Below are 25,202 nucleotides of genomic sequence, written 5' to 3' on the forward strand. Positions count from 1 at the left end.
CCCCCGTCGGCTCCGATGAGCGTGGAGAGGATCTTCACGACGGTGGTCTTGCCCGCCCCGTTCGGGCCGAGCAGCGCGAACACCGACCCCGCCGGGACGGCCAGGTCGATGCCGTCGAGGACGGTCCTGTCGCCGTACGACTTGCGCAGCCCGTTCGCCGCGATGGCCAGGTTGGTCATGGGGAGTGCTCCTTCAGAGACTCGGGCGACGGTCAGAGGCTGCGGGCGGTGATGTCGCCGTAGGCGGTGGTCGCGTGGATGTCCAGGCCGGCGGCGGCGCCGTCGGTGTTCCTGAGCGCGTTGTGGACCCGGCCGTAGGCGGTGCCGGCGTCCAGGGAGGCGGAGACTCCGTGCGCGGCGCCGACCGAGATGTCGCCGTGCTCGGTGCGCAGTGTGACCGTGCCGTGCGCGGCCTCGGCGATACCGATGTCGCCCTTCTGGGTGCTGATCTCCGCGGGACCGCCCAGGCGGCCTACCGAGATGTCACCGGCGAGGACGGTGAGGCGGGCGCTCCCGGTCTCGTCGAGCTTGACCGAGCCCTGCGCGCCCTCGAAGGCGACGTCGCCGAGCCGTCCGACGCCCCGGAACTCGGCGCTGGCCGCCTTCGCCTCGACGCGGGAACCGGTGGGCAGTTGGACCGTCACCTCGATGGATCCGGAGGTGCCGAGGATCCGGTTCTTCGCCGCCGGGACCTCGATCCGCAGGACGCCGTCGCTTTCGCTGTACGCGACCTCGGTCTGCTCGGCCGCCTTCACGTCGCGGCCCTTGGCGGCGTCCGCGGGCAGGATCTCGACCGTGGTGTCGGTCCGGTCCGCGGCGATGAGGCGGATGCGTCCCGCGGGAATGTCGAGGACGACCGAGACCGGGGCGGTGGTGTCGAACTTCTGCATCGTGCTCTCCTTCGGTTCCTTGTTTCTGATGTTTGAAACGCTACGTTGCATTTACAGTTTCGACAACGCTCTTGTTGCACCTGACTTGCATCGACGCAGGTGAAAGCCGAGTAATCGTTGCAATGGTGCTGAGAGTTAATGCAACAGCGGCTATCCTCGCGTTGCAATGGATTGAGAGTGAACGCTATGGTGGGGGCATTCGAGGAGTACGAAGGAGATCGCGAATGCCGGGCGGCAGGCTCACTCAGCAGGAACGTCAGCAGATCGCGCTGGGGCTGGCCGACGGCCTCGCCTACGCGGAGATCGCCAGACAGCTCGACCGTCCGACCTCGACCATCACGCGTGAGGTGATGCGCAACGGCGGCCCCACCGGCTACCGCGCCGACCTCGCCCACCGCGCCACCGAGCACCGCGCCCACCGGCGTGGTCGGACCGTGCCCCGCGGGCCCGAGGCGGCCCCGCAGGACCACGGACGCGACCCCGAGGCCGTGCGTGAGTACGTGGAGACGCTCACCACCGTCTTCATGCAGTCGGGCATGCCCAAGATGACGGCCCGGGTGCAAGCCTGCCTCTGCACGACCGACGCGGGCAGCCTCACCGCGTCCGAACTCGTCCAGCGCCTCCAGGTCAGCCCGGCGTCCGTCTCCAAGGCGGTCGCGTTCCTCGAAAGCCAGGACCTCATCCGCCGGGAACGGGACGAACGCCGCCGCGAGCGCTACGTCGTCGACGCCGACGTCTGGTACCAGTCGATGATGGCCAGCGCCCGGTCCATCGCCCAGATCGTCGACACCGCACGGCAGGGAGTCGGCACCCTCGGGCCCGGTACCCCGGCCGGCGCCCGCCTGGAGAACATCGCCCGCTTCCTCGACTTCGTCAGCGAGAGCACCGCCCGCGCCGCGGACCAGGCCCGCGAGATCCTCCACGCGAAACCTGAGACGGCCTCGGGCGGCACCGCCGAGCCGGACGCGGATCACTGACAGACAAGCGGCCGTCGGTCAGCGGCGGATGCCGCCCGGCCGACGGCTCGCGCCGTGCCGTCCGCCCGGGCCGGCGGCCTACAGCGTGCCGAGGTCGGACGACACCCAGCGTTCGGGTCGCATGCGGACGATGACGTAGGTGTCGTGTTCCTTCCAGGCGGAGTCGACGTAGCCGTCGACCTTGTCGGCCGAGAGGTAGCGGGCAGAGATCTCCTGGAGCTGCTCGCGGGTGGCGGAGGTGGTGTCGATCACCGGCCCCTCGACCGACACGTACCGGATGGTGGGTTCGAGCCGGTCGACCATCAGCGAGTACCTGCCCGCCGCGCTGATCAGCGCGTTCTTCCGGGACTCCCGCTCAGTCATGATCCACACGGTGCCGTCGGGCTCGTACTGGTACCAGATCGGTACGGTGAGCGGGGCCCTCCCTTCTCCCGCGTCGACCGCGATCGCGGCGATGTGCGGTTCGGCGAGAAAGGCTTCGCGCTCTGCGCGGGTCAGGGCCATGTCGGTCTCCTCCGTGCTGCGGACGTGTGCGGACGTACTGCGCGAACAGTGGATGTCCGCGTCAGCGTGCCCGGCACCGTTCCGTATTCCGGGTGACCGGCGATTCCGGGGCGACCCCCGGCCGGTGGTAGGGCTAGCTACACCATGAGTTGGGTAGTGCACCTCCTCGTGCGGAGGAGCGGGCGACGACATTGTTGAACCCAGTTGATCCCAGAGGTTCACGGCCCCGCCCGGAAGGAAACCCCTCCCATGAAGTCGCTGCTCTCGTCGAAGCCGGTGACGACGTGCGCGGAGACGGCGCTCGCCGTGTCGGCGTGCGCGGTGCGGGAATCCGAGCCGGCGCCGGTGACCCCAGCGGCTCCCGGCCCGCTCGCCTCCTTCGCCCGCTTCGTGCTCTGCGGCGGCGGTGTCGGTCTCCTCTCCAGCGCAGCCGTGGCGGAGCTCGCCGGGTCGCTGCCCTGGGCCGTGGCGAACGCGCTGGTCACCATCGCGTCCACCCTCCTGTGCACGGAGTTGCACGCACGCTTCACCTTCGGGGCCGGGCGGCGCGCCGGATGGCGCCAGCACTGGCAGTCGGCGGGATCGGCCGTGGGGGCGTACGCGGTGACCTCCGCCGCGATGTTCGCCCTGCACCTCGCGCAGTCGTCGCCCGGGACGCTGACCGAACAGGCCGTCTACCTCAGCGCCTCCGGACTTGCCGGAATCGGGCGCTTCCTGGTGCTGCGGCTGTTCGTCTTCGCCGGCCGCCGGAACCGGACACCGGCGCCGGCGAAGACGCCGACGCCGGTCAGGGCGATACGTCAGAACCGGTCAGCGCCGAACTTCCTGGTTCTCTCGGTGGGTTGAGGTGTTCAGGACCTCGTCCATGCGGCGCAGCCGTCGGTGCTGGAGCCTGCTGTTGCCGATGGACCAGGCGAGAAAGACCACGGTGAGCAGGGCGAAACCGACCGTCTGCCGCGGGCCCGCCGTCATGGCCGTCGCCGCGGTGACGGAGCAGAAGAGCAGTGCGAGGAAGACCAGCGCGGCCACCCGGTGCCGGGTGCGGTGCAGCCGCTGCCCGACCAGGGCGCCCATGGCGTCCCGCTCCTCCGGGTCCGTGGGAACCTCGCCCCTGCGGAGCTTTCCGTCCAGCGAGACAAGGCTGTTCGTGGAGCCGCCCGCCGCGCGCTTCTCCTTGCGCCGGACGAGGAACACGACGAACACCCCGCCGACCGACGTGAGCGCGACGCGCAGGAGTACCGACAGCGCCGAGTCACCGGGATACACCAGCATGACCAGGGCGGCGGCGCAGAGGACGGACAGGGCGATCTGAAGCCACAGATGCCTGCCCAGGAAGACGTGGATTCTCTCCATGGTTCAGAGACCCCTCACAGTCGCGCTCTGCGCCGGAACGTCGTGACGCGCAGAGCCACCGTGACGGCCAGCAGTACGCAGGCCACGACGCTGTACGCCCACCCGGTCGTGCCCCGCGCGGCGCCGACGATGCCCGAGATCGCCCAGAGCAGCAGGACCGTGCACAACGCCGTCCACGCGATGTCAGCGAGACGGAAACGCAGTTGAGCGCGCTGCCTGGTGCCGGGTTCGAGGTCACCGAGTTCGTGGCCCTGGACAGGTTCACGGTCCTCGACGCCGTTACCGCGTTCGGATGATGCCTGTGGCGATCCCCGCCTTGCCATGAACCGGCCCCTCTCCAGTCGCCTCACCACTTGCCTACGGATCTCCCGCTTACCCCACGGACTGTCCGACATGCGAGTGAAGTGCCGTACACGGTGATGGCGTTGAGGATCCGAGGGGTCGGTCGCGGCCTACCCCCGCCCCAGCACCACCGTCCCCGAGGAGCAGAACCACCCGCCCGTCCCCGAGGCGACCGCCAGCTCGGGAAGGCGCCCGCCGGCCTTAGTCACCTGGCGGTCCCCGGCCTCGCCGCGCAACTGCCGTACGGCCTCCACCAGCAGGAACAGCCCTCGCATACCGGGGTGTTGGGCCGACAGCCCGCCGCCGTCCGTGTTGACGGGCAGTTCCCCGCCGACCAGCAGCCGGCCCTTCCCGGCGTCCACGAACGGACCGCCCTCCCCCTTCTCGCAGAAGCCGAGGTCCTCCAGGGTCACGAGCGTCATGTAGGTGAAGGCGTCGTAGATCTCGGCCAGGTCGATCTCGTCCGGGCGGACCCCGGCGCGGGAGAAGGCGAGGCGGCCGCTCACCGCCGCGGGGGAGACGGTGAAGTCCGCCCACTCGGACATGGTGGTGTGCGAGACGTGCTCACCGGTGCCGAGAACCCAGACAGGAGCGGTACGGCAGTCCCGTACGTACTCCTCGGCCGCCAGCAGGACCGCCGCGCCGCCGTCGGAGCGGATGCAGCAGTGCAGCTTGGTGAAGGGGTCCGCGATCATCGGGCCGGACAGGACGTCGTCGACGGTCACCGGGTCGCGGAACATCGCCTCCGGGTTCGCCGCCGCGTTCGCGCGGGCCTGGACGGCGACGGAGGCGAGCTGTTCCAGCGTCGTGCCGTACTCGTGCATGTGGCGGCGGGCGGCCATCGCGTACTTGGCGATCAGGGTGTGGCCGTACGGCACCTCGAACTGGAGGGGGCCCCGGGCGCCGAAGGACAGGTTGCCGGTGCGGCGGCCCGCCCTGATGTCCGCGCGGGCGGTGGAACCGTAGACCAGCAGGACCGCGTTCGCGTGGCCGGCCGCGATCGCGTCGGCCGCGTGGGCCGCCATGACCTCCCAGGTGGAGCCGCCGACGGAGGTCGAGTCGACCCAGGTGGGCCGCAGCCCCAGGTACTCGGCCACCTCGACGGGCGCCAGCGTTCCCAGGCCCGCCGACGCGAAACCGTCGACCAGCTCCCGGCCAAGACCCGAGTCGGCCAGCGCGCGCCGGGCCGCCTGGGCGTGCAGGGCGTACGGGGTGGCCTCGTCGACGCGCCCGCAGTCGGAGAGGGATACGCCGACCACGGCCACCTTGCGCTTACCGGAAGTCCTGGGAGTTCCTGGCGTCATGAATCTGACGGTACATCAGGTAGTGCCGGCCGGGGAGGGTGTCAGGGGCCTGTGCATTCCTCTGGTGCGGGCCTAATATGACGGTCCGTCAGATCTGGGGAGGAGGCCGCCATGGACGCCCGTTTCACCGCCGAGCAGGAGGAGATCCGGCGCACGCTGAGGGAGTTGCTGGTCAAGCGGTGCGGGCTGGAGGAGGTGCGGGCCGCCGTGCGAAGCTCCGCCGGGTACGACTCCGCGCTCTGGGACGCGCTCGCACAGCAGCTCGGGCTGCCTGGACTCGCCCTGCCCGAGGCGTACGGCGGCGTCGGCTGCTCCGTCACCGAACTCGCCCTCGCCTGCGAGGAGTCGGGGCGCGCCCTGGCACCCTCGCCGCTCCTGGCCACGGCCGTCCTCGCGGCCCCGCTGATCCTCGCCCTGGGCACCGGGGCCCAGCGCGCCGAACTGCTGCCGCGCCTCGCCTCCGGCGAGCTGACCGCGGCCCTCGCGGTGCCGGGCGCGCGGCTCCCGACGGCGCTCGGCCTGGTCGGCGACAACGACGGGGACTGGGCCGGGGGAGGCCGTTCGGGCGGCGTGCAGGCACGGCGGGTCGACGGCGGGTGGCGGCTCTACGGGCAGGCGGCCCAGGTGCTCGACGGACACAGCGCGGAACTGCTCGTGGTGGCCGCGCACACAGGGGGTTTCGTACGGACACGGACGCTGCTGTTCCTCGTACGGGCGCAGGCGGGGGGCGCGTTACGGGAGCAGACGGGGGCCGCCGGACGAGCGCGGGCGGAGGCTGTCGACGGGCTTGTGCGGATTCGGCAGACGGCTCTCGACGAGACGCGGCCCCTGGCCAGGGTCGAACTTCGCGACGTGGCCGCCGAGTTGCTCGGTGACGAGGACGCCGATGTGGCCGGAGCGCTCGCCGGTGCCGGTGACGTGGCCGCCGCCGTGCTCGCCGCCGAAGCCGTGGGCGCCGCGGACCGGGCGCTGGAGCGGACGGTCGAGTACGTGCGGCAGCGGGAGCAGTTCGGCCGGGCCATCGGCTCGTTCCAGGCGGTGAAGCACCGGCTGGCGGATGTGTACGTCGGGGTACAGGCGGCGCGCTCGGCGGCGTACTACGCGGCGTGGGCGGCCGGTACCGGTGCCGGCGGTGAGCGGGTGGGCGGGCTCGCGCTCGCCCAGGCGCTGGAGTCGCTGCGGACCGCCGCGTCGGAGGGGATCCAGCTGCACGGCGGTATCGGGTTCACCTGGGAGCACGAGGCCCACCTGTACTTCAAGAGGGCGGCCGGTGACGAGCTGCTGTTCGGGCCGGTGCACCGGCTGCGGGGGCACGCCGCCGATATGGCGCACCTGTTCGATTGTGGTGCCGATGGTGTAAGCGGCAGTGGCAGCGGGAGCCGTGCGGGGGTGGCTGTCTGATGGCCAGGGGCAGGGCCAAGGCGGGGGCCGGGAGCGGCGGCCGGGTTCCCGGTGTGCGGCTCGTGCAGAAGGTCTCCTCGACCCGGACGTTCGCGCGGGTCGCGCCGCACGTCATTCCCGCACTGGACCGTGCGGTGCACCGGCTGACGCGCGGCAAGGTGCTGCTGAGCGCGCGGATGCTGCCGGGGATCATCCTCACCGCGCGCGGCGCCAGGAGCGGACTGGAGCGGCGTACGCCGTTGGCCTGTATGCCCGAGACGGCCCCCGCGGGTGTCGCGGGACCGCAGAGCTGGATCCTCGTCGGTTCCAACTTCGGGCGCACGGACCACCCCGCCTGGACCGCCAACCTCCTGGCGCGGCCGGACGCCCGGATCAACTGGAACGGCGAGGACATCGCCGTGACCGCGCGTCTCCTGGCAGGGGACGAGCGGGCCGAGGTGTGGAAGGCGGCGGTGGCGTTCTGGCCGCCGTACGTCACCTATCAGCAGCGGATCGACCGGGAGATCCGGTTGTTCCGGATCGTGCGGCGCTGAGCCGGCCGGATCGTGCGCCGCTGAGACGGCCGTATCGCGCGGCGCCGATCCGGCCGTCGGCTCTCGCGACCTCTCGCGACCACCACCCGCGACCTCTTCCGCCCGCCCGTTCGCCCGCGGGCACAGCGCAGCAGGCGGCAGTCCGCATCGGTGGACTGCCGCCCGCATGACAGGAAGGGGAAGCGAACTGCGTGGTGGGCTACTTGGTGGGCTTCTTGCCAGTCACACCCAGATGCACCAACAGCGCGAGATTCGGCTTGAGTTCAGCCTGCTTGACGCCCCACGACTGGAATCCCCGTTGGTGCGAGGCCACCGCGGCGAGCATGGCGACGAGCGAACCGGCCATCGCCGCCGGGTTCACGTCCTTGTCGACCTTGCCCTTGGACTGGAGCTCGGTGACCGTGTCCGTAAGGGAGTTGTTCACGGAGTTCAGGATCTTCATACGGATCTTGTAGAACCGCTTGTCGCCCTCGGCGGCGCCCAGATCGACGACCCTGAGGATCGCGTCGTTGCGTCGCCAGAACTCCAGGAACCCGTCGACGAGTTCCTGCGCGGTCTGCCATCCGGCCTTGCCGACCCAGGAACGGCCGTCGAGCAACTGGGTCAACCCGGCGCCCTCCGTGGCCATTTGCTCGGCGATCTCCAGGACGGCACCTTCGACGTCCGGAAAGTACTGGTAGAAGGTCGCGGGTGAAGTGCCCGCCTTCCGGGCGACATCAATGACTTTGACGTCCCGGTAAGGGGAGGAGCTGAGCATCTCGCTGAGGCAGTCGAGCAGCTTCTGCCGGGTCGCCTGCCCACGCCGCCCGGCCACGCGGCCGTCGACGGTACGCACTTGTCCTGTCATGCCGTCAGCTTACCGAGGGGTGATCGGAGCGCGATTCGGCCGACTGCAAATGGGGTGCGGCTGCCTGCCACAGGGGTTCACGACGGTTGACGCGCCTGTTCGCAAAGGTCGACGCGCCTGTTCGCGAAGGGGTGCGCATGCGCCGCCGCACAAAGGGGTGCGCCTGCCCTGCGGGATGCGTGCGGGCCCGTTAGCTTGGCCGCATGGCCGAATCCGCCCCCTTGCCCGCAGGCCCAGCCGTCTACCCCGAAGGCGTCCCCTGCTGGATCGACGCGCGGCTCGCCGATGTCGCGGCGGGCAGGCGCTTCTACGGCGAACTCTTCGGCTGGACCTTCGAGGAGGGCTACGGCTCCGAGGGCCCGGACGGGTCCCGTGCCCCGGCAGGCGGGGATTTCGCGGGCGGGGGCGCCGTGTGGGCCCACCGGGACGGCGAACCCGTCGCCGCCCTCGTCCCCAAGCGGGACGGCCGGATGCCCACCGTGTGGACCGTGTACTTCGCGACGCCGGACGCCACCGCGCTCGCCCACCGGATCAGGACCGGGGGCGGCCAGGTCATCACGGCGCCGACGCCGGTGGGCGACCTCGGCACGGCGGCCCTCACGGCCGACCCGGAAGGCGCCGTCTTCGGCCTGTGGCAGGCCGGGGGCCACCCGGGCTTCGGCAGGCGGTACGAGCCGGGCACCTTCTCCTGGGCGGAGCTGTACGCCCGGGACACCGCGGCCGTCGACCAGTTCTACGGCACGCTCTTCCTGGACGCGCTCTTCGGCCCGGACGCCTCCCCGGACTTCGGCAGGGCCCCCGTGTCCGACGTCTTCCCGGCCGAGATGCCGCCCCACTTCCTGGTCCACTTCGGCGTCGAGGACTGTGACGCCGTACTCGGGACGGTGAGCCGGCTCGGCGGCCGGGTCCAGGCGGCGCCCTTCGACGCCTCGTACGGGCGGGTGGCGGTGGTCACGGACAATCAGGGGGCGTCGTTCGCCCTGCTTCAGCGGTCCTGACCGGGGCGTAAGGGTCCACACCCCTGAACGTGCGGTCATTTTGCCCCAAGACACCCCGATCCGCCCTCGGGTTCGCAACCATCGCCCCGGACAGGAAGAATCGGGGTGCGTACCGCCATGGCGGTGCGGTGGTGAGACGCTGCACGAGGCCGCGTTCACACGTGGATGACGTGGCTCGTACGGGGAGGTGGCAGGCAAGTGGTGGATCAGCTGACGCAGCACGATCCGCGTCGGATCGGGCCGTTCGAGGTGCTGGGGCGGCTGGGTGCCGGCGGCATGGGGCTGGTCTATCTCGCGCGCTCGGCCTCCGGCCGGCGGGTGGCGATCAAGACGGTCAGGACGGAGCTCGCCGAGGACCAGCTGTTCCGGGTCCGTTTCTCGCGCGAGGTCGAGGCGGCCAGGGCCGTGTCCGGCTTCTACACGGCGGCCGTGGTCGACGCCGACGCGCGAGCGGCCGTGCCGTGGCTGGCCACCGCCTACGTGCCCGCTCCCTCGCTGGAAGAAATAGTGAATGAGTGCGGGCCGATGCCGGCCCAGGCGGTGCGCTGGCTGGCGGCCGGTGTCGCGGAGGCGCTCCAGTCCATCCACGGTGCGGGTCTCGTCCACCGCGACCTCAAGCCCTCGAACGTCCTCGTCGTCGAGGACGGACCCCGGGTGATCGACTTCGGTATCGCGTCCGGTGTCTCCAACACCCGGCTGACCATGACGAACGTCGCCGTCGGCACACCCGCGTACATGTCGCCCGAGCAGGCGAAGGACTCGCGCAGCGTGACCGGCGCGAGCGACGTCTTCTCGCTCGGGTCGATGCTCGTCTTCGCCGCCACCGGCCACGCCCCCTTCCACGGCGCGAACCCCGTCGAGACCGTCTTCATGCTGCTCAGGGAGGGCCCCGACCTCGAAGGCCTGCCCGCCGAGCTGCGCCCCCTCATCGAGTCCTGCATGCAGATGGAGGCAGCGGCCCGCCCCAACCCCGCCGACCTCCAGGCCCAGCTCGCACCGCACCTCTTCGGTTCCGGATCCGACGACAGCGGTACGGCGTCGGCGTGGCTGCCCGAGCGCGCGGTGAGCCTGATCGAGGCGCGCCGCGGAGGCCGTCCGCCCGTGAAACCGTCGCCGTCCGGAGGCCGCAGCGGGGGGCGCGGGGCCATTCCGCCGCCGCCCGCGCACGCCCCTGTGGCCGTCGGGGCGCCGGACAGCGGCCCCGTGCGGCTCGCCGGCGGCCAGGTGCCCATCGGGCCGGGTCCGCGGGTCGCCGACGCGCGTGCCGCCGCCGTCAAGGCACCCCCTCCGGAGGCGGGCCTCGCCGCTTCCTGGTCCCGGCCACGCCCCGGCGTGAACGGCGCCGACCCCGCGCCGGTCGTCGCGCCCCCCGCGCCGGACTCCCCGGCCGGCTGGCGGCCGTGGCGTTTCCGTATGTCGAACGACGTGTGGGGTACGCCCGCGGTCGCCGACGACCTCGTCTACGTCACCTCCTTCGAGGTGCACGCGCTGGACGTCGCGACCGGCCGGCGCCGCTTCAAGACGCGCGACGTGGCCTGGTCCATGTCGGTGGCGGACGGCCGTATCCACGCCTCCGACGGCCCCACGCTCTTCGCGCTGGACGCCCGGGAGGGCGGCGACCTGTGGCGGCTGTCGACGGACGCCTGGGTGTACTCCCTGAAGGCCGACCGCGGCACCGTCGTCACCGGCACGCGCGGCGGCGGCGTACAGGCCTGGGAGGCCGCCAACGGCCACAAACTGTGGGAGATCTCCGGCGCTCAGACCGACTTCGAGTCCGCGGAGGCCGGGCCCGCCGTCCACGACAGCACCGTGTACGTCTGGCAGGACGCCCGGCTGCGTGCCCTGGAGGCCCGTACCGGCGAGGAGCGCTGGTCCTATCCGATCGGGGACGCCGCCTCCTGTGGGGGTGTTCCGGTGCGGATCAGTCAGGGGCCCGACGGGTACGTGTACGTCTCCGCCGGCACCCGTGTCCTCGCCGTCGACGTGGCGAACGGCCGCGTCCGCTGGCACTTCGAGGCGCCCGCCGTCTTCCTCTGCCCGCCCGCCTTCGTGCCGGGGCCCGCAGTCACCGGGGGCGGTGTCTATCTCGCCGACTACCTCGGCACCGTGTACGCCCTCGACGCCACCGACGGCCGGGACCGCTGGCGGATCGCCACGGAGTCCCGGGCGTCGATCGAGCCCGTGCTCGTCGCGGCCGGTCACGTCCATGTCGGCAGCGGCAAGGGGCTCTACACCCTCGACGCGGTCACCGGCACCCCCAAGTGGCGCTTCCAGGCGGGCGGCGACCTGGTGGGCGCCCCCGCCGTCGCCGACGGGCGCATCCACTTCGGGTCCACCGACCATCTGCTCTACACGCTGAAGGCGGACGACGGGCGGTTGCGGTGGAAGCTCGCCACCGGCGGTGAGATCACCGGGGCTCCCGTCGTCAAGGACGGCGTGGTGTACGCGTGCAGCAAGGACCGCTGCGTGTACGCGCTGGACGCGGAGAAGGGCACGGGGACGGCCCGCACGGCCTGAGGGGTTTTTCGCCCCCTCCGCCCCTGAGGGAAGTTTCAGCCCTCCGGCGTTTGAGGAGCGGGGGTTTGGGGGCGGAGCCCCCAAGTGACGGGAATGGGCAGGGGCGGAGGGGGCGAAAAACCCCTCAGCGGGTTCGGTAGTCCCCGCGCCGGGCCGTGAACAGGTCCGTCTGGTGGGCCGGCGGCAGGTTGCCGAGGGAGATGAGATACGGCGCGTGGGCGAGGGCCTGGGCACGGGCGGCCTCCTGGGCCGACCACAGCGCACGGACGGTCCCCTGGACGGCCAGGGTCGGATACGACGCGATCACCGCCGCGCACGACACGGCCGCCGCCAGCGCCCCACCGGCAGAGGTGAGTTCGGACACCAGCCCCACCTCGTACGCCCGCCGCGCGGAAACCCGCTCGGCGGTCCCCATCAACGCCATCCGAGCCACCTCCCCGTACGGCATCCGCTGCGCCAGATAGATGGACTCGTACGCGCTGACCATCCCGTACGTGGTGTGCGGATCGAAGAACGTCGCCGTCTCGTCCGCGACGACGAACTCCGACTCGCCCAGCAGATAGAAGGCGCCTCCGCAGGCCATCCCGTTGACGGCCGCGACGACCGGCTTCCACAGGTCGTTGGCCTTCGGTCCGATGGCGATGAGCGGATCGTCCACCATGTAGGGGGAGTTGGGCTGCGGAACGTCGGCGCCCCGGTCGACCCCGGTGCAGAAGGCCCGATCCCCCGCCCCGGTGACGACGAGGGCCCGCACGGAGTCGTCGAACCGGAACTCCCGCCAGGCGGAGGCGAGTTCCGAGGCCAATGTGATGTCGATGGCGTTGAGCTTCTCCGGCCGGTCGAGGGTGAGGACGGCGACGCCGGTGTCCTTGTCGGTACTGACGTGCAGGCCGTTGCCGCTCATGACCGCTCCAGGATCCAGCGGGGCACGGTCATGGCCACGGGCGCCCCGGCGAGCTCGGCGTAGACGGCCTGTACGCGCGCGCCGATCCGGATCCGCTCGGGCGCGACGGAGTTGAGCGGCGCGCCGGCCTCGCTCACCAGGTTCCCCACGAGCCGGATCCGCGGAGCCTCCGCGAGCTCCACCACGATCGCGTTGTACGGCGCCTGCGCGGCGTAGGCGGGAAGGAGCGGCGGGTGCGGGACGACGTACGACCAGATGCGCCCGCGTCCGCTCATCAGCCGCCACTCGCTCGCGAAGGAGTGGCAGTGCGGGCAGCAGGGGCGCGGCGGGAAGCGGAGTTCGCCGCAGTCTGCGCAGGCCTGGACGCGGAGTTCGCCCTGGGCGGCGTACTGCCAGAAGGGGGCGCCGTCGTCGTCGGGGACGGGGGAGAGCAGGGTGGAACGGTCGTCGCTCATGGTCAACTCCTCAGCAGGAGGGCGGAGGTCGGGACCCCTTCGCCGGCCGTGACCAGACAGGTGGCGGCGCCCGGCACCTGGGCGGTACTCGTGCCGCGCAACTGCTTCACCCCTTCGTTGATGAGGTTGAAGCCGTGCACGTACGCCTCGGAGAGGCCGCCTCCGCCGGTGTTCAGGGGCAGCCGCCCGCCGATCTCCAGCGCGCCGCCCTCGGTGAACCCGGCGCCCTCGCCCTTCCCGCAGAAGCCGTATCCCTCGAGGGAGAGCGGTATGAGGGGTGTGAACGCGTCGTAGATCTGCGCGACGTCCACGTCCTCCGGTGTGAGGTCGGCGTGTTTCCACAGGTGCCGGGCGGCGGTCCAGGCGGGTCCGGTGAGCGGGTCGTCGTTCCAGTAGTTGACCATGCCGTGGTGCTGGGCGGGCAGACCCTGGGCGGCGGAGTGGACGTACACGGGCCGCCGCCGGCAGTCGCGCGCCCGCTCGGCGGAGACGATGACACAGGCCAACGCCCCGTCCGTCTCCAGGCAGTTGTCGAAGAGGCAGAGCGGTTCGCTGATCCAGCGGGAGGTCATGTACATCTCGCGGGTGAGGGGGCGCTCGTACATGATCGCGGCCGGGTTCTGGTTGGCGCGGTTGCGGCAGGCGAGGGCGACGTTGAAGAGGTGGTCGCGGGTCGCGCCGTACTCGTGCATGTAGCGGCGTGCCAGCATGCCGATCTCGTCGGCGGGTCTGAGCAGCCCGAAGGGGCGGGTCCACTGGGCGGGGGTAGGGAGTTGGACCGCGGTGTTCTTCCAGGGCCGGGGTCCGCTGCCCCGCTTCCGGGACCGCCAGGCGACACCGACCGTGGCCTGCCCGGTGGCGATCGCGGCGGCGAGGTGCGCGACGGTGGCGCACGAACCGCCGCCCCCGAAGCCCACCTTGCTGAAGAAGGTGAGGTCACCGAACCCGGCGGCCTTCGCCACCTCCACCTCGTCGGTCTCCTCCATGGTGTAGGAGGCGAGCCCGTCGACCTCGGCGGGCTTGATCCCGGCGTCGTCGAGCGCGGCGAGGATCGCCCGACAGGCCAAAGTCTTCTCGGATTCCGGGAGTTGGCGGGCGAAGGCGGTCTGCCCGATTCCGGCTATGGCCGTGGCGTCCTTGATCCCGTTCCCCGGCATCGCCCTCGAAGCCCTGGGCGCGGGCTTTTTCGCCCCTCGCGCCGCCGCCCCCGTCGCCGCCCTTGTCCCGGTCCTTGCCATGTGCGCGCACCTCCGCACGGAGTCCCGACTGCTGACAGGGCGTCAGGCTACAGCTAATCTGACGGTCAGTCAGCTAATGCGTTACGGGTGCGGGGAGGCGTGAGATGCGCGGAGACCTGGAGTGGGGCAGCATCCCGGGACTGGTCCGGTCCGCGGCCGAGCGGTACGCCGGTGCCGAGGCGGTCGTCGAGGGCCGCACGCGAGTGTCGTACGAGGAGCTGGGCGCCCGAGTCGAACGCGCGACGGCCGCCTGTCTCGCGAACGGCGTCCAGCAGGGCGACCGGGTGGCCGTCTGGGCCCCGAACACCCTCGACTGGATCGTCTCCGCCCTGGGCGCGGTGTCCGCGGGCGCGGTCCTGGTCCCGCTGAACACGCGCTTCAAGGGGACGGAGGCGGCCTACGTACTGGCCCGCAGCCGGGCCCGGCTGCTCTTCGTCACGGGCACCTTCCTGGGCACCTCGTACGTGGCGTCGCTGCGGCGGGCCGCCGGGGAGGGCGACGGCGCGGGCCCGCTCCCCGGTCTCCCGCACCTCGAACAGGTGGTGGTGCTCTCGGACGACGCCCCCGCCGACTTCCGTACCTGGAAGGACTTCCTGGCGGCGGGGGAGGGCGTGGGAACGGCGGAGATCCGGGAACGGGAGGCAGGCCTCGCCGGATCCTCGCCCTCGGACATCGTCTTCACGTCCGGCACGACGGGCCGCCCGAAGGGCGCGGTGATCACCCACGCGCAGACCCTGCGCGGCTACGCGATCTGGAGCGAACTGGCCGGGCTGCGCGAGGGCGACCGCTACCTGATCGTGAACCCGTTCTTCCACACCTTCGGCTACAAGGCGGGCATCGTGGCCTGCCTGATGCGCGGCGCGACGATGGTCCCGCAACCGGTGTTCAACGTGGACACGGTCCTGGCGAACATCGCCTCGGAACGGATATCGGTCCTCCCGGGCCCGCCGACCCTCCACCAGTCGCTCCTGGACCACCCCTCCCGTGACGCCTACGACCTGTCGGCGCTGCGCCTGGTGGTGACCGGCGCCGCCGTGGTCCCCCTCCGCCTCGTGGAGCGCCTCAGGTCGGAGCTGCGGATCGACACGGTCCTCACCGCTTACGGGCTCTCCGAGGCCAGCGGAATCGTCACGATGTGCCGCCGCGGGGACGCCCCGACCGTCATCGCCTCGACCTCGGGACGGGCGATCCCGGACACGGAGGTACGGGTGGTGGGTCCGGCGGGGGAGTCGCTGGCACCGGGCACTCCCGGCGAGGTCCTCGTCCGCGGATTCAACGTCATGGAGGGCTACTTCGAGGACCCGACGGCCACGACAGCCGTGCTCGACGCGGACGGCTGGCTGCGGACAGGGGATGTCGGCGTGCTCGACGAGGCCGGCAACCTCCGTATCACCGACCGGATCAAGGACATGTTCATCGTCGGCGGCTTCAACGCCTACCCGGCCGAGATCGAGCAACTCCTGGGCCTGCACCCGGACGTGGCCGACGTCGCGGTGATCGGGGTGCCGGACGGCCGCCTGGGAGAGGTCGGCCAGGCCTACGTCGTACGGCGTCCGGGGTCCGTGGTGACGAGCGACGACCTGATCGCCTGGGCCCGGCGCGAGATGGCGAACTACAAGGTGCCGCGCGGCGTGGAGTTCGTGCCCGGGCTGCCGCGGAACGCCGGCGGCAAGGTGGTCAAGGGGGAGCTGCGGGCGCGGCCCCCGCGGTGAGTTGACCGGGCGTGGATGTCCGGGCCTGATGTCTCGGTAGGCACGTACGGGCGGATTGACCGGGCCGGTGCCCGACCCTGGACGCACGTCGGCCGCGACGGCTCCCCCTCCGCGCCGTCGCGGCCGATCCCCGTGCGGTGGAAGTCCTAGACGGGCTCGCCCGTGGCGTGGACGTTGTCCGTCGTCGCGTCGCCGGTGTCCTCACCGGGAGCGATCGGGTTCGTCTTGGTCTTGAGCGGCTCGCTGGTGGCGTGCACGTTCTCCGTGCCGGCGACCGGCTCGTCGGTGGCGTGGACGTTCTCGGTGCTGTTCTCGTCGGTCATGACTGGCTCCCCTGGCAGTTTTTCGATGCACTAGCGGTATGTCGGGGAAGGGCCCGCCCGGCAACTCCCCCGAGGGTTGCCGGGCGGGCACTCCTGGGCCGGTACACCCTAGAGGTGCGGCCATCCGCCATCCCGTCTGCCCCCCGACGCGACGGATTGACAAGTTGAGAGTGACGCGCGGCGATAAACGAATGATGAACGCCCGGCCGACCCCCCGGCCGCCCCGGCTCAGGCGACGGCGAGCGGCTTGAGAAGGGCCCGTACCTCGGAGCTCTCCGGGGCGCCCAGCGACTCGAAGACGTCCAGCGCCTCGTGCCAGCAGACCTGCGCGCGACCGCTCTGCCCGATCCCGCTCAGCGCGCGGCCGAGCACGGTGAGGACATTGGCGCGGCGCCAGTCCCCGCCGATCCCCCGGAGCACGGTCAGGGCCAGCTCGGCGTTCGCGGCGGCCTGCGCGGGCTTGCGGGCGGCGAGGTCGGCCTCGGCGAGGCGGAACAACGTCATGCCCTCCCACAGCCGTTGGCGGCTGTCCTGGAACACATCGAGGGCTTCCTCCAGACGGTCGACGGCCTCGGAGAGCCGGCCGCTCTGGGTGAGCGCGAGCCCGAGGGCGTACCGGCCGTTGGCGCCCTTCAGCGCGTGGTCCATGTCGTCGTACATGTCCGTGCCCTGCTGGGCCAGGGCCACCGCGCTCTCGGTGCGGCCGGTGGCCAGGTGGATCCGCGAGAGGTTGCACAGGGCGCTCGCCTCGCCGGGGCGGTCCTCGCACGCGCGGAAGTTCTCGATGGCACGCGTCAGGTGGGCCTCGCCGTCCTCGTGCCGGTTCTGGTAGAGCGCGATCACACCGAGGATGTTGGAGGACCAGCAGCTGGTCAGCGGGTCGTCGGCGGCCAGGGCCAGTTCCAGCGCGCGGGCCGCCGCCTGGTCCGCCGGATCGAAGCGGCCGGTGATGTGGTTCACGAAGGCCAGCGTCGTGAGCGCCCGGGCCTCCGCTCGGGTGGCACCGATCTCCTGCGCGGCGGAGCGCGCGGCCGCGGCGATCGTCTCGTACTCCTTCGAGTTGGCCCCCGACTCGGCCAGGTCGCACGCCGCCCACAGCAGGTCGACGGCGCGCGGCAGGGTGCCGGGTCCCGTCGACTGCCGTACACACGCCAGGGTGCTGACGGCCTCGGCGTACAGCCAGTCCTGCGCCTGGTGCCGGTTCGCGAAGGTGAGACCGGGGTACCGCGTGGTCTCCAGGTGGTCCACCAGCCGGTCCCCGGGCCGGTCGATCGCGTACACCCCGGCGGTGGTGGCCAGGTAGAAGTCCAGCAGCCGGGACAGCGCACCGGCCCGCTCGCTGGACGGCTCCTCGTCCCGTTCCGCGCATGCTCGCGCGTAGAGCCGTACGAGATCGTGGTACCGGTAACGTCCGGGCGCCGCCGACTCCAGCAACGACGTGTCGACGAGGGACTCCAGGAGGTCCTCGGTGGCCTCGACCGGCAGGTCGATGACCGCGGCGGCGGCCGCCAGGGAGATGTCGGGGCCGTCGGCCAGGCCCAGCAGGCGGAAGGCGCGGGCCTGGGCGGGCTCGAGCTGGCCGTAGCCGAGCTCGAAGGTCGCCTTCACCGCGAGGTCGCCCGCCTGGAGTTCGTCGAGGCGGCGGCGTTCGTCGCCGAGCTTCGCGGCCAGTACGGACACCGTCCAGGTGCGGCGCGCGGACAGTCGGGAGGCCGCGATACGGATCGCCAGGGGCAGGAAGCCGCAGGCCGCCACCACGTCGAGCGCGGCCTCGCGCTCCGACTCGACCCGCTCCCGGCCCACGATCTTCGTGAAGAGCTGGAGGGCCTCCTCGGGCGACATCACGTCGAGGTCGATCAGGTGCGCCCCGGCCAGGTCCACCATCCGCACCCGGGAGGTGACCAGGGCCGCGCACCCTTCCGTGCCGGGGAGCAGCGGGCGCACCTGGGCGGCGTCGCGGGCGTTGTCCAGCAGCACCAGCACCCGGCGCCCGTCCAGCACCGAGCGGTACAGCGCCGACCGCTCCTCGAGGGAGTCCGGGATGGCGGTGTCGGCCGTGCCCAGGGCGCGCAGGAACGCGCCGAGCACCGTCTCCGGCTCGGCCGACCGCGCCCCGGCCCCCTGGAGGTCCACGTAGAGCTGCCCGTCGGGGAAGGCGCCGCGGGCCTGGTGTGCCACGTGCACGGCGAGGGTGGTCTTCCCGACGCCCCCGATGCCCGCCAGCGCGGACACGGCCATGACCCGGCCGGTGTCGGAGGAGGCGGAGGCCAGGACGTCGCTCAGCTCGTCCACGAAGGACAGCCGGCCGGTGAAGTCGGTGACCGTGGCCGGAAGTTGGTGCGGACGCACCGGTGCCGTCACGGGCTCGGCGGCCGGCGCGGAAAGTTCGGCCAGGCCCGGGTCCGCCTGGAGGATCCGCTGCTGGAGTTCCTTCAGGCCCGCTCGCGGGTCCACGCCCAGCTCGTCGGCCAGCAGGCGCCGGGTGTCCGCGTAGACGGCGAGGGCCTCGGCCTGCCGCCCGCTGCGGTACAGGGCGAGCATCAGCAGCTCGCGCAGCCGCTCCCGGAGCGGATGCGCCGCCGTGAGCGCGGTCAGCTCCGACACGGCCTCCGCGTGACAGCCCTGCTCCAGGTCCATGTCCAGGCAGGATTCGAGGAGTTGGAGCCGGAACTCCTCCAGCCGCGCGCGCTGGGTGTCCGCGGAGGGGCCCGGCATGTTCGCCAGCGGCTCCCCTTCCCACAGGTCCAGCGCCCGCCTCAGCACCTCGCGGGCGTGGCACAGATCGCCCGCGCCGCGGGCCTTCTCGGCGTCGGAGGCGAGCTCCTGGGCGACGGCGAGGTCGAGCGTTCCGCCGCCGCCGGCCAGCCGGACCGCGTAGCCGCCCGCCTCGCTGACCAGGATCTCGGGGCCCAGCGTCTTCCTGAGCCGTGACGCGTACGTACGGACGGTGGCCAGCGCCTGGGCGGGGGGCTCGTCGCCCCACAGGGCGTCGATCAGCTCCCCGGCCGTGGCCGTACGTCCTTCGCGCAGCAACAGGACCGCCAGCAGGGCGCGTTGCTGCGGAGACCCCGCGGGCAGGGGCTCCTCCCCGCGCCAGGCGCGCACCGGGCCGAGCACAGCGAAGCGCAACGCCGCCGATTCGGCGCGGCCCCGCTGCTCCGGTACTCGCGGCACACCGTCCATCGCTGTCCCCCTGCCGAACCGTTGGTACTAGGACGCCAGTTTGCCTTGTTCATGGCGGATGCGTCAGCTCTGCGAGACAGCGATCACAGGCCACGTTGCCGAGCCTCGCGGACTCTCACAGGGTCCACACGGGGTCCCCGCAATCCAGCGGGCCCCGACCAGGTAGCTGACGGGCCGTCAGATCGGCGCTACCGTACTGGACATGGAGACCTTCCCGAAGATCATCTCGGTGGACGACCACACGGTGGAGCCCCCCAACGTCTGGCGGGACCGGCTCCCGTCGAAGTACCAGGACAGAGGCCCGCGCATTCTGCGGGCACCGCTGAGGGAGATGACGTTCCTCGGCGGCAAGTTCGCACCCGTCATGGGCAACCCGGGCGACGACGGACCGATAGGGGACTGGTGGGTGTACGAGGACCTGCACCGGCCCCTCACCCGCCTCGACACCGCGGTCGGGTACGACAGGGACGAGATCAAGCTCGAGGTCATCACGTACGAGCAGATGCGGCCCGGTTCGTACGACGTGCCGCAGCGTCTCGCCGACATGGACGTCAACCACGTCCAGTCCGCCCTCTGTTTCCCGACCTTCCCCCGCTTCTGCGGACAGACCTTCACCGAGGCCAAGGACCACGAACTGGGCCTGCTGTGTGTGCGGGCCTACAACGACTGGATGGTGGAGGAGTGGTGCGGTCCCGCCGCCGAGGGACGGCTGATACCGCTCACCCTCATTCCGCTGTGGGACCCGGAGCTGGCGGCGGCGGAGGTGCGCCGCAACGCCGCCCGCGGGGTACGGGCGGTCGCCTTCTCCGAGATTCCTCCGCACCTGGGACTGCCGTCCGTCCACACCGACGACTGGGACCCCTTCCTCGCCGCCTGCGACGAGACCGGCACCGTCGTCGCCATGCACATCGGGTCCAGCAGCAGGATGCCGTCCACCTCCGCCGACGCGCCCCCCGCCGTCGGCTCCACCATCACCTTCGCCAACTGCTGTTTCTCGATGGTGGACTGGCTGATGAGCGGCAAGTTCGAGCGCTTCCCGAACCTGAAGGTCATGTACGCCGAGGGCCAGATCGGCTGGATCCCGTACATCCTCGAACGCGCCGACGTCGTGTGGGAGGAGAACCGCGGGTGGGGCGGCGTCGCCGACAAGGTCCACCGGCCGCCGTCCGAACTCTTCACGGAGCACGTCTACGGCTGCTTCTTCGACGACGCCTTCGGGCTGAAGAACCTCGACGCCATCGGGGTGGGCAACGTGCTCTACGAGACCGACTACCCGCACTCCGACTCCACCTGGCCCAAGTCCCGTGAGGTCGGCGAGGCCCAGATGGGGCACCTGGACGCGGACGTGGTGGACCAGATCGTGCGGCGGAACGCGATCGACCTGCTGGGGCTCACGGACGCCGGGCTGTGGCCGGGGGAGGGTGCGTAGGGCCTCTCTGACAGGCCCTGGACACGGACAGAGGCCGTGCTCCCCCTCTCGGTCAGGGGAGTACGGCCTCTCGGCACCGTTACTGCGAGCGGGGTCAGCCGAAGAACACCGACGACACGTCGTTGTCGAACCCGATCGTGTCCAGGTCCGCTACGTCACCGTCGATCACCTCGGACTCGCCCTCGCAGTCGGCGTCCGTCCAGATCTTCAGGGAGCCGGCGGCCTGTATGGAGGAGGCCACGTCGTCGCGGAAGACGTTCTGGCAGCCCCGGCCGGCGAGGCCCTGGGAGCCGTTGTCGGCGAAGCCGGGGTCGTCGAAGAGGACGGCGCTGGTGGCGGCGTCGCCCTGGCCCTGTCCTTCGCCCCGGCTCTCCTCCGGAGCGGCCGTCTCCTCGGAAGGTGCGCCCGCCTTCTGCCCGTCGGGCGTCACACCGAACCAAGTCCCGCCCACGCCCTGCCCGTTGGTGTCGCCGGGCTTGAGGTCCTTGCTGAAGCGGTAGACCGGCCAGCCGCCGAGCGTGACCTGGAGGGTGCCGTCGGTGCGCTTGACCACGCCGACGTCGGACTTGTCCACACCGTCGATGAAGATCCTGCCGCCGGGGGAGATGAGGACGGGCGGCCAGGTGGTGGCGCAGTCGCCGTCGCAGTTGGACCTGGAGGGGTCGGCGGTGTCCTTGTCGAAGCGGTAGAGGGTGAAACCGGCGCCGTTGACGACCACCGGGTCGAGGGCGCCCGCGCGGGAGGCGCTGAGCTGCACCCACCTGCGCGCCACCGGCCTGGAGGCGGGCTTGCCGGGGGAGTTGGCCCAGTCGCCGGTGTCGGGCTTGGCGCTGTTCTGCCTGGCGGTGCCGTTCAGGAGGTTCAGGCTCCGCGCGGTGGCGGCGTCGGCGTCCGCGACCTCCCGGCCCGTCGAGGTGGCGGCGTCGGTGCCGGTTCCGTCGCAGGCGGTCAGCAGCATGGCGCCGGCGGCGGCGGAAGCGGCGATCATCGCGAAGCGGTTGCGGGTGCGGTTGCCGTTGCGGAGCATCGGGTTCTCCTCGGGTCGTCGGCTCCGGACCCCCCGGAACCCTCACCGGGCAGTACGCGCCCCCTCCGGCCCGCCCTCACCCGGTTACGCCCCTGAGACGCGACCGCGACGAGCCCCGGCAATTGCTCGCCGGACGCGGACAGTCCCTGCCCTCCCGGCCCTTGTCTGACGACCCGTCAGCTACGACTATGGCCGGTGTGTAACGAACTTGACGGACCGTCAGTCTCCAAGGGGTGCCGATGCACGTACTGCCGGAAGGGCGACTCGCCTACGGGATGCAGCTCCCGATCCAGTCGCAGAGCACCATCTACGCCGAGGCGTGGGAGGCGGGGGCGGGGCCGGCCGACCTCGTCGCGATCGCCAGGGCCGCCGAGCGGGCCGGCTTCGCGTATCTGGCGAGCTGCGACCACGTCGCCATCCCGCGCCGGCTGGCGACCGCCATGAGCACCGTCTGGTACGACCCCGTGGCCACCCTCGCCCACCTCGCGGGCGTGACCGAGCGCGTACGGCTGCTCAGCCATGTCGCGATCGTCGGGCTGCGGCATCCGCTGGTCAGCGCCAAGCAGTACGCGACCCTGGACCACCTGAGCGGAGGGCGGCTGATCCTCGGCGTCGGGGCCGGGCACGTACAGGAGGAGTTCGAGGTGCTGGGGGTGGACTTCGGGCGCCGGGGGACGATCCTGGACGAGTCCGTCGACGCGCTCAGGGCCGCGCTCGGGCCGGACGAATACCCCGTGCACCACGGCAAGTTGTACGACTTCGAAGGGCTCGGTCAGCTCCCGAGGCCCGCGCAGGAACGCGTGCCGATCTGGGTCGGCGGGTCCTCGCCCGCCGCCGTACGCCGGGCCGCGCTGCGCGGTGACGGCTGGCTGCCGCAGGGCGATCCGCGTGACCGGCTGCCGGAGCAGATCGCCGAACTGCACCGGATCAGGCAGGGCGCGGGGATCGAGGACCCCGTCACCATCGGTGCCATCACGGAGCCGCTGTACGTCGGCACGCCCGGCTGGGACGTCGGGCGGCGCACGCTGCACGGGGCGCCCGAGGCACTCGCCGACTCGCTGCGGGCGTACGGCGCGATGGGTGTGCACCAGATACAGGTGCGGTTCCGCAGCCGGAGCCGCAGCGAACTCACCGACCAGATCGCGGCGTTCGGCGCCGAAGTCGCTCCGCAACTCGACTGAGGGAGAGTCATGGGCAAGCTGGACGGACGCGTCGTCCTCATCACCGGCGCGGCGCGCGGGCAGGGCGAGCAGGAGGCACGGCTCTTCGTGGCGGAGGGCGCCGAGGTCCTCGTCGCGGACGTGCTCGACGACCAGGGGGAGACCCTGGCCAAGGAGATCGGCGCGCGGTACGTGCACCTCGATGTGAGCCAGGAGGCCGACTGGCAGGCCGCGGTCGCCGCCGCCACGAGCGCGTACGGGCGGATCGACGGGCTCGTCAACAACGCCGGCATCCTGCGCTTCAACGAGCTCGTCGACACCCCGCTGGAGGAGTTCCAGCGGGTCGTGCAGGTCAACCAGGTCGGCGTCTTCCTCGGCATCAAGACCGTCGCGCCCGAGATCGCCGCGGCGGGCGGCGGCACCATCGTGAACACCGCCTCCTACGCCGGACTCACCGGAATGGCCATGGTGGGCGCCTACTCCGCGACCAAGCACGCCATCGTGGGCCTGACCCGGGTCGCCGCCCTGGAGCTCGCCGCGAAGAGGATCCGGGTCAACGCCGTGTGCCCGGGCGCCATCGACACCGCCATGAGCAACCCGGCGCAACTCGACCCGGACACCGACCCCGCCGACAGCGCGGCGGCCTCGGAGGCGCTCGACGGGCTGTACCGCAAGCTCGTGCCGCTCGGCCGGATCGGCAGGCCGGAGGAGGTGGCCCGGCTCGCCCTCTTCCTCACCGGTGAGGACTCCTCGTACATCACCGGGCAGCCCTTCGTGATCGACGGGGGCTGGCTCGCGGGGGTGAGCGTCCTCTGAGGGCCCACCCCCGTCGGCTGACGCGACGTCAGCTATTGACGCCTCACGGGCGCGGTGGAACAGTCGGCGGCAGATGAATCTGACGGATCGTCAGATCACGACGTCCGGCAGCGATGCGGAGACGTCGGACAGAGACGTGGGGACGGTGAACCTCCTTGGAATTCGGGCTCTTTGTACAGGGATACGTGGGCAAGCGGGCCGAGACCGATCCGCTCGCGGAGCACAAGGCGCTGATGGAGGAGACCGAGTACGTCATCCAGGCGGACAAGTCCGGCTTCAAGTACGCCTGGGCCTCCGAGCACCACTTCCTGGAGGAGTACTCGCACCTCTCGGCCAACGACGTCTTCCTCGGATACCTCGCGCACGCCACCGAGCGCATCCACCTCGGCTCCGGGATCTTCAACCCGCTGGCCCAGGTCAACCACCCGGTGAAGGTCGCCGAGAAGGTCGCCATGCTCGACCATCTCACCGAGGGCCGCTTCGAGTTCGGCAGCGGCCGGGGCGCGGGCTCGCACGAGATCCTCGGCTTCATACCCGGCGTCACCGACATGAACTACACCAAGGAGATCTGGGAAGAGACCATCGCCGAGTTCCCCAAGATGTGGCTCCAGGAGGAGTACCCGGGGTTCCAGGGCAAGCACTGGCAGCTCCCGCCGCGCAAGATCCTCCCCAAGCCGTACGGGAAGTCGCACCCCGCCATGTGGTACGCCGCCGGGTCGCCGCCCTCGTACGCCATGGCCGCCCGCAAGGGTCTCGGGGTCCTCGGTTTCAGTGTGCAGAAGGTCTCCGACATGGAGTGGGTGCTTGAGCAGTACAAGACGGCGATCGTCGAGGCGCGGCCGGTCGGGGACTTCGTCAACGACAACGTGATGGTGACCTCGACGGCGATCTGCGCGCCGACGCACGCGGAGGCCGTACGGGTCGCGGCGAGCGGCGGGCTGCACTACCTCCAGTCGCTCGTCTTCCGCTACCACGACACCTTCCCGCGCCCCGAGGGCTTCCCCGTCTGGCCGGAGACCCTCCCCGAGTTCAACGAGGAGATCATCGAACTCCTCATCTCCGAGGAGCTGTTGATCTGCGGTGACCCGGACGAGGTGCTCACCCAGTGCAAGCGGTGGGAGCAGGCGGGCGCCGACCAGCTCAGCTTCGGGGTGCCGATCGGGATCCCCAAGGAGGACACGCTCCAGTCGATCAGGCTGATCGGCGAGCACGTGATTCCGAAGATCGACACCGATCCGGTGCACCGCACGACCAGGTTCCGTCAGGCTGCCGCATAGGGGGTTCCCGCGC

Annotated in this window: 24 protein-coding genes; 11 read left to right on the top strand and 13 right to left on the bottom strand. The window is 71.4% G+C overall.

Annotation, left to right across the window (positions count from 1 at the left end; all coding sequences use genetic code 11):
• Together ACIBLC_RS29520 and ACIBLC_RS29525 are read right to left on the bottom strand one after the other, a co-directional pair.
• Window positions 1-179 (bottom strand): ATP-binding cassette domain-containing protein (locus tag ACIBLC_RS29520; RefSeq protein ID WP_399214497.1); only part of this gene is annotated, 179 nt, incomplete at its 3' end.
• Window positions 180-211: 32 nt separating this feature from the next.
• Window positions 212-889 (bottom strand): DUF4097 family beta strand repeat-containing protein, encoded by a 678-nt coding sequence (locus ACIBLC_RS29525; RefSeq protein WP_399214334.1) that lies wholly within the window; start codon window positions 887-889, stop codon window positions 212-214.
• 224 nt (window positions 890-1,113) lie between these two features.
• Here ACIBLC_RS29525 and ACIBLC_RS29530 point away from each other — a divergent pair, with 224 nt between their 5' ends.
• Window positions 1,114-1,866, top strand: coding sequence for a helix-turn-helix domain-containing protein (locus ACIBLC_RS29530; protein WP_399214335.1), 753 nt, complete (start codon window positions 1,114-1,116; stop codon window positions 1,864-1,866).
• 78 nt (window positions 1,867-1,944) lie between these two features.
• On the opposite strand, the gene ACIBLC_RS29535 is transcribed toward ACIBLC_RS29530, so the two are convergent.
• Entirely contained in the window at window positions 1,945-2,370 is a 426-nt protein-coding gene (locus ACIBLC_RS29535; RefSeq protein ID WP_399214336.1) for a pyridoxamine 5'-phosphate oxidase family protein, read from the bottom strand.
• A 249-nt stretch (window positions 2,371-2,619) separates the two neighbouring features.
• Between ACIBLC_RS29535 and ACIBLC_RS29540 the strand changes: the two genes are divergently transcribed.
• Window positions 2,620-3,216 carry a GtrA family protein gene (locus tag ACIBLC_RS29540; protein ID WP_399214337.1) on the top strand — a complete coding sequence of 199 codons (597 nt, stop codon included), beginning with the start codon at window positions 2,620-2,622 and terminating at the stop codon, window positions 3,214-3,216.
• Here ACIBLC_RS29540 and ACIBLC_RS29545 read toward each other — a convergent pair.
• From ACIBLC_RS29545 to ACIBLC_RS29555, 3 genes are all read right to left on the bottom strand, one after another.
• A complete protein-coding gene (locus ACIBLC_RS29545; RefSeq protein ID WP_399214338.1) occupies window positions 3,181-3,723 on the bottom strand; it encodes a hypothetical protein in 543 nt (180 codons plus the stop codon). The two genes, ACIBLC_RS29540 and ACIBLC_RS29545, sit on opposite strands and share 36 nt — an antisense overlap.
• Window positions 3,724-3,737: 14 nt before the next feature.
• A complete protein-coding gene (locus ACIBLC_RS29550) occupies window positions 3,738-4,046 on the bottom strand; it encodes a hypothetical protein (RefSeq protein WP_399214339.1) in 309 nt (102 codons plus the stop codon).
• 129 nt (window positions 4,047-4,175) lie between these two features.
• Window positions 4,176-5,369 (bottom strand): thiolase C-terminal domain-containing protein, encoded by a 1,194-nt coding sequence (locus tag ACIBLC_RS29555; RefSeq protein ID WP_399214340.1) that lies wholly within the window; start codon window positions 5,367-5,369, stop codon window positions 4,176-4,178.
• A gap of 111 nt (window positions 5,370-5,480) precedes the next feature.
• Between ACIBLC_RS29555 and ACIBLC_RS29560 the strand changes: the two genes are divergently transcribed.
• Complete coding sequence (locus tag ACIBLC_RS29560) at window positions 5,481-6,770, top strand: acyl-CoA dehydrogenase family protein (protein ID WP_399214341.1); 1,290 nt, start codon at window positions 5,481-5,483, stop codon at window positions 6,768-6,770.
• A complete protein-coding gene (locus tag ACIBLC_RS29565) occupies window positions 6,770-7,303 on the top strand; it encodes a nitroreductase family deazaflavin-dependent oxidoreductase (RefSeq protein WP_399214342.1) in 534 nt (177 codons plus the stop codon). The genes ACIBLC_RS29560 and ACIBLC_RS29565 overlap by 1 nt, the downstream gene beginning before the upstream one ends.
• Window positions 7,304-7,502: 199 nt before the next feature.
• Here ACIBLC_RS29565 and ACIBLC_RS29570 read toward each other — a convergent pair whose 3' ends face one another.
• The gene (locus tag ACIBLC_RS29570; RefSeq protein ID WP_383678203.1) at window positions 7,503-8,138 is read right to left on the bottom strand and encodes a TetR family transcriptional regulator; all 636 of its coding nucleotides are present in this window, start codon (window positions 8,136-8,138) and stop codon (window positions 7,503-7,505) included.
• A gap of 215 nt (window positions 8,139-8,353) precedes the next feature.
• Between ACIBLC_RS29570 and ACIBLC_RS29575 the strand changes: the two genes are divergently transcribed.
• On the top strand, window positions 8,354-9,148 hold the full coding sequence (locus ACIBLC_RS29575; protein ID WP_399214343.1) for a VOC family protein: 795 nt from the start codon (window positions 8,354-8,356) through the stop codon (window positions 9,146-9,148).
• A 198-nt stretch (window positions 9,149-9,346) separates the two neighbouring features.
• Window positions 9,347-11,665, top strand: a complete 2,319-nt coding sequence (locus ACIBLC_RS29580) for a PQQ-binding-like beta-propeller repeat protein (RefSeq protein ID WP_399214344.1) — start codon at window positions 9,347-9,349, stop codon at window positions 11,663-11,665.
• A 124-nt stretch (window positions 11,666-11,789) separates the two neighbouring features.
• On the opposite strand, the gene ACIBLC_RS29585 is transcribed toward ACIBLC_RS29580, so the two are convergent.
• Genes ACIBLC_RS29585 through ACIBLC_RS29595 form a run of 3 tightly spaced genes read right to left on the bottom strand, consistent with a single transcriptional unit; the run spans window position 11,790 to window position 14,181 of the window.
• Window positions 11,790-12,569, bottom strand: a complete 780-nt coding sequence (locus ACIBLC_RS29585; RefSeq protein WP_399214345.1) for an enoyl-CoA hydratase/isomerase family protein — start codon at window positions 12,567-12,569, stop codon at window positions 11,790-11,792.
• Complete coding sequence (locus ACIBLC_RS29590; protein WP_399214346.1) at window positions 12,566-13,024, bottom strand: Zn-ribbon domain-containing OB-fold protein; 459 nt, start codon at window positions 13,022-13,024, stop codon at window positions 12,566-12,568. The genes ACIBLC_RS29585 and ACIBLC_RS29590 overlap by 4 nt, the downstream gene beginning before the upstream one ends.
• A 2-nt stretch (window positions 13,025-13,026) precedes the next feature.
• Window positions 13,027-14,181, bottom strand: a complete 1,155-nt coding sequence (locus ACIBLC_RS29595; protein WP_399214348.1) for a lipid-transfer protein — start codon at window positions 14,179-14,181, stop codon at window positions 13,027-13,029.
• Between the two features lie 185 nt (window positions 14,182-14,366).
• On the opposite strand from ACIBLC_RS29595, the gene ACIBLC_RS29600 reads away from it, so the two are divergent.
• Window positions 14,367-15,974 carry a FadD3 family acyl-CoA ligase gene (locus tag ACIBLC_RS29600; RefSeq protein WP_399214349.1) on the top strand — a complete coding sequence of 536 codons (1,608 nt, stop codon included), beginning with the start codon at window positions 14,367-14,369 and terminating at the stop codon, window positions 15,972-15,974.
• Window positions 15,975-16,120: 146 nt separating this feature from the next.
• Here ACIBLC_RS29600 and ACIBLC_RS29605 read toward each other — a convergent pair whose 3' ends face one another.
• Together ACIBLC_RS29605 and ACIBLC_RS29610 are read right to left on the bottom strand one after the other, a co-directional pair.
• A complete protein-coding gene (locus ACIBLC_RS29605) occupies window positions 16,121-16,297 on the bottom strand; it encodes a hypothetical protein (protein WP_399214351.1) in 177 nt (58 codons plus the stop codon).
• A 228-nt stretch (window positions 16,298-16,525) separates the two neighbouring features.
• Window positions 16,526-19,480 carry a BTAD domain-containing putative transcriptional regulator gene (locus ACIBLC_RS29610; protein ID WP_399214352.1) on the bottom strand — a complete coding sequence of 985 codons (2,955 nt, stop codon included), beginning with the start codon at window positions 19,478-19,480 and terminating at the stop codon, window positions 16,526-16,528.
• 202 nt (window positions 19,481-19,682) lie between these two features.
• Here ACIBLC_RS29610 and ACIBLC_RS29615 point away from each other — a divergent pair, with 202 nt between their 5' ends.
• On the top strand, window positions 19,683-20,909 hold the full coding sequence (locus ACIBLC_RS29615) for an amidohydrolase family protein (protein ID WP_399214353.1): 1,227 nt from the start codon (window positions 19,683-19,685) through the stop codon (window positions 20,907-20,909).
• Window positions 20,910-21,003: 94 nt separating this feature from the next.
• On the opposite strand, the gene ACIBLC_RS29620 is transcribed toward ACIBLC_RS29615, so the two are convergent.
• Entirely contained in the window at window positions 21,004-21,936 is a 933-nt protein-coding gene (locus tag ACIBLC_RS29620) for a hypothetical protein (RefSeq protein WP_399214354.1), read from the bottom strand.
• Between the two features lie 239 nt (window positions 21,937-22,175).
• Between ACIBLC_RS29620 and ACIBLC_RS29625 the strand changes: the two genes are divergently transcribed.
• The 3 genes from ACIBLC_RS29625 (at window position 22,176) to ACIBLC_RS29635 (ending at window position 25,189) form a co-directional block, all read left to right on the top strand.
• A complete protein-coding gene (locus ACIBLC_RS29625; RefSeq protein ID WP_399214355.1) occupies window positions 22,176-23,117 on the top strand; it encodes an LLM class F420-dependent oxidoreductase in 942 nt (313 codons plus the stop codon).
• A 9-nt stretch (window positions 23,118-23,126) separates the two neighbouring features.
• Window positions 23,127-23,912: an SDR family NAD(P)-dependent oxidoreductase gene (locus ACIBLC_RS29630; protein WP_399214356.1), complete on the top strand. Its 786-nt coding sequence runs from the start codon at window positions 23,127-23,129 to the stop codon at window positions 23,910-23,912.
• Window positions 23,913-24,067: 155 nt separating this feature from the next.
• Window positions 24,068-25,189 (top strand): LLM class flavin-dependent oxidoreductase, encoded by a 1,122-nt coding sequence (locus ACIBLC_RS29635; RefSeq protein ID WP_399214357.1) that lies wholly within the window; start codon window positions 24,068-24,070, stop codon window positions 25,187-25,189.
• The last annotated feature ends 13 nt before the right edge of the window (window positions 25,190-25,202 follow it).

Origin of the sequence: Streptomyces sp. NPDC050535, from assembly GCF_044457665.1 — a bacterium.
GTDB lineage: Bacteria > Actinomycetota > Actinomycetes > Streptomycetales > Streptomycetaceae > Streptomyces.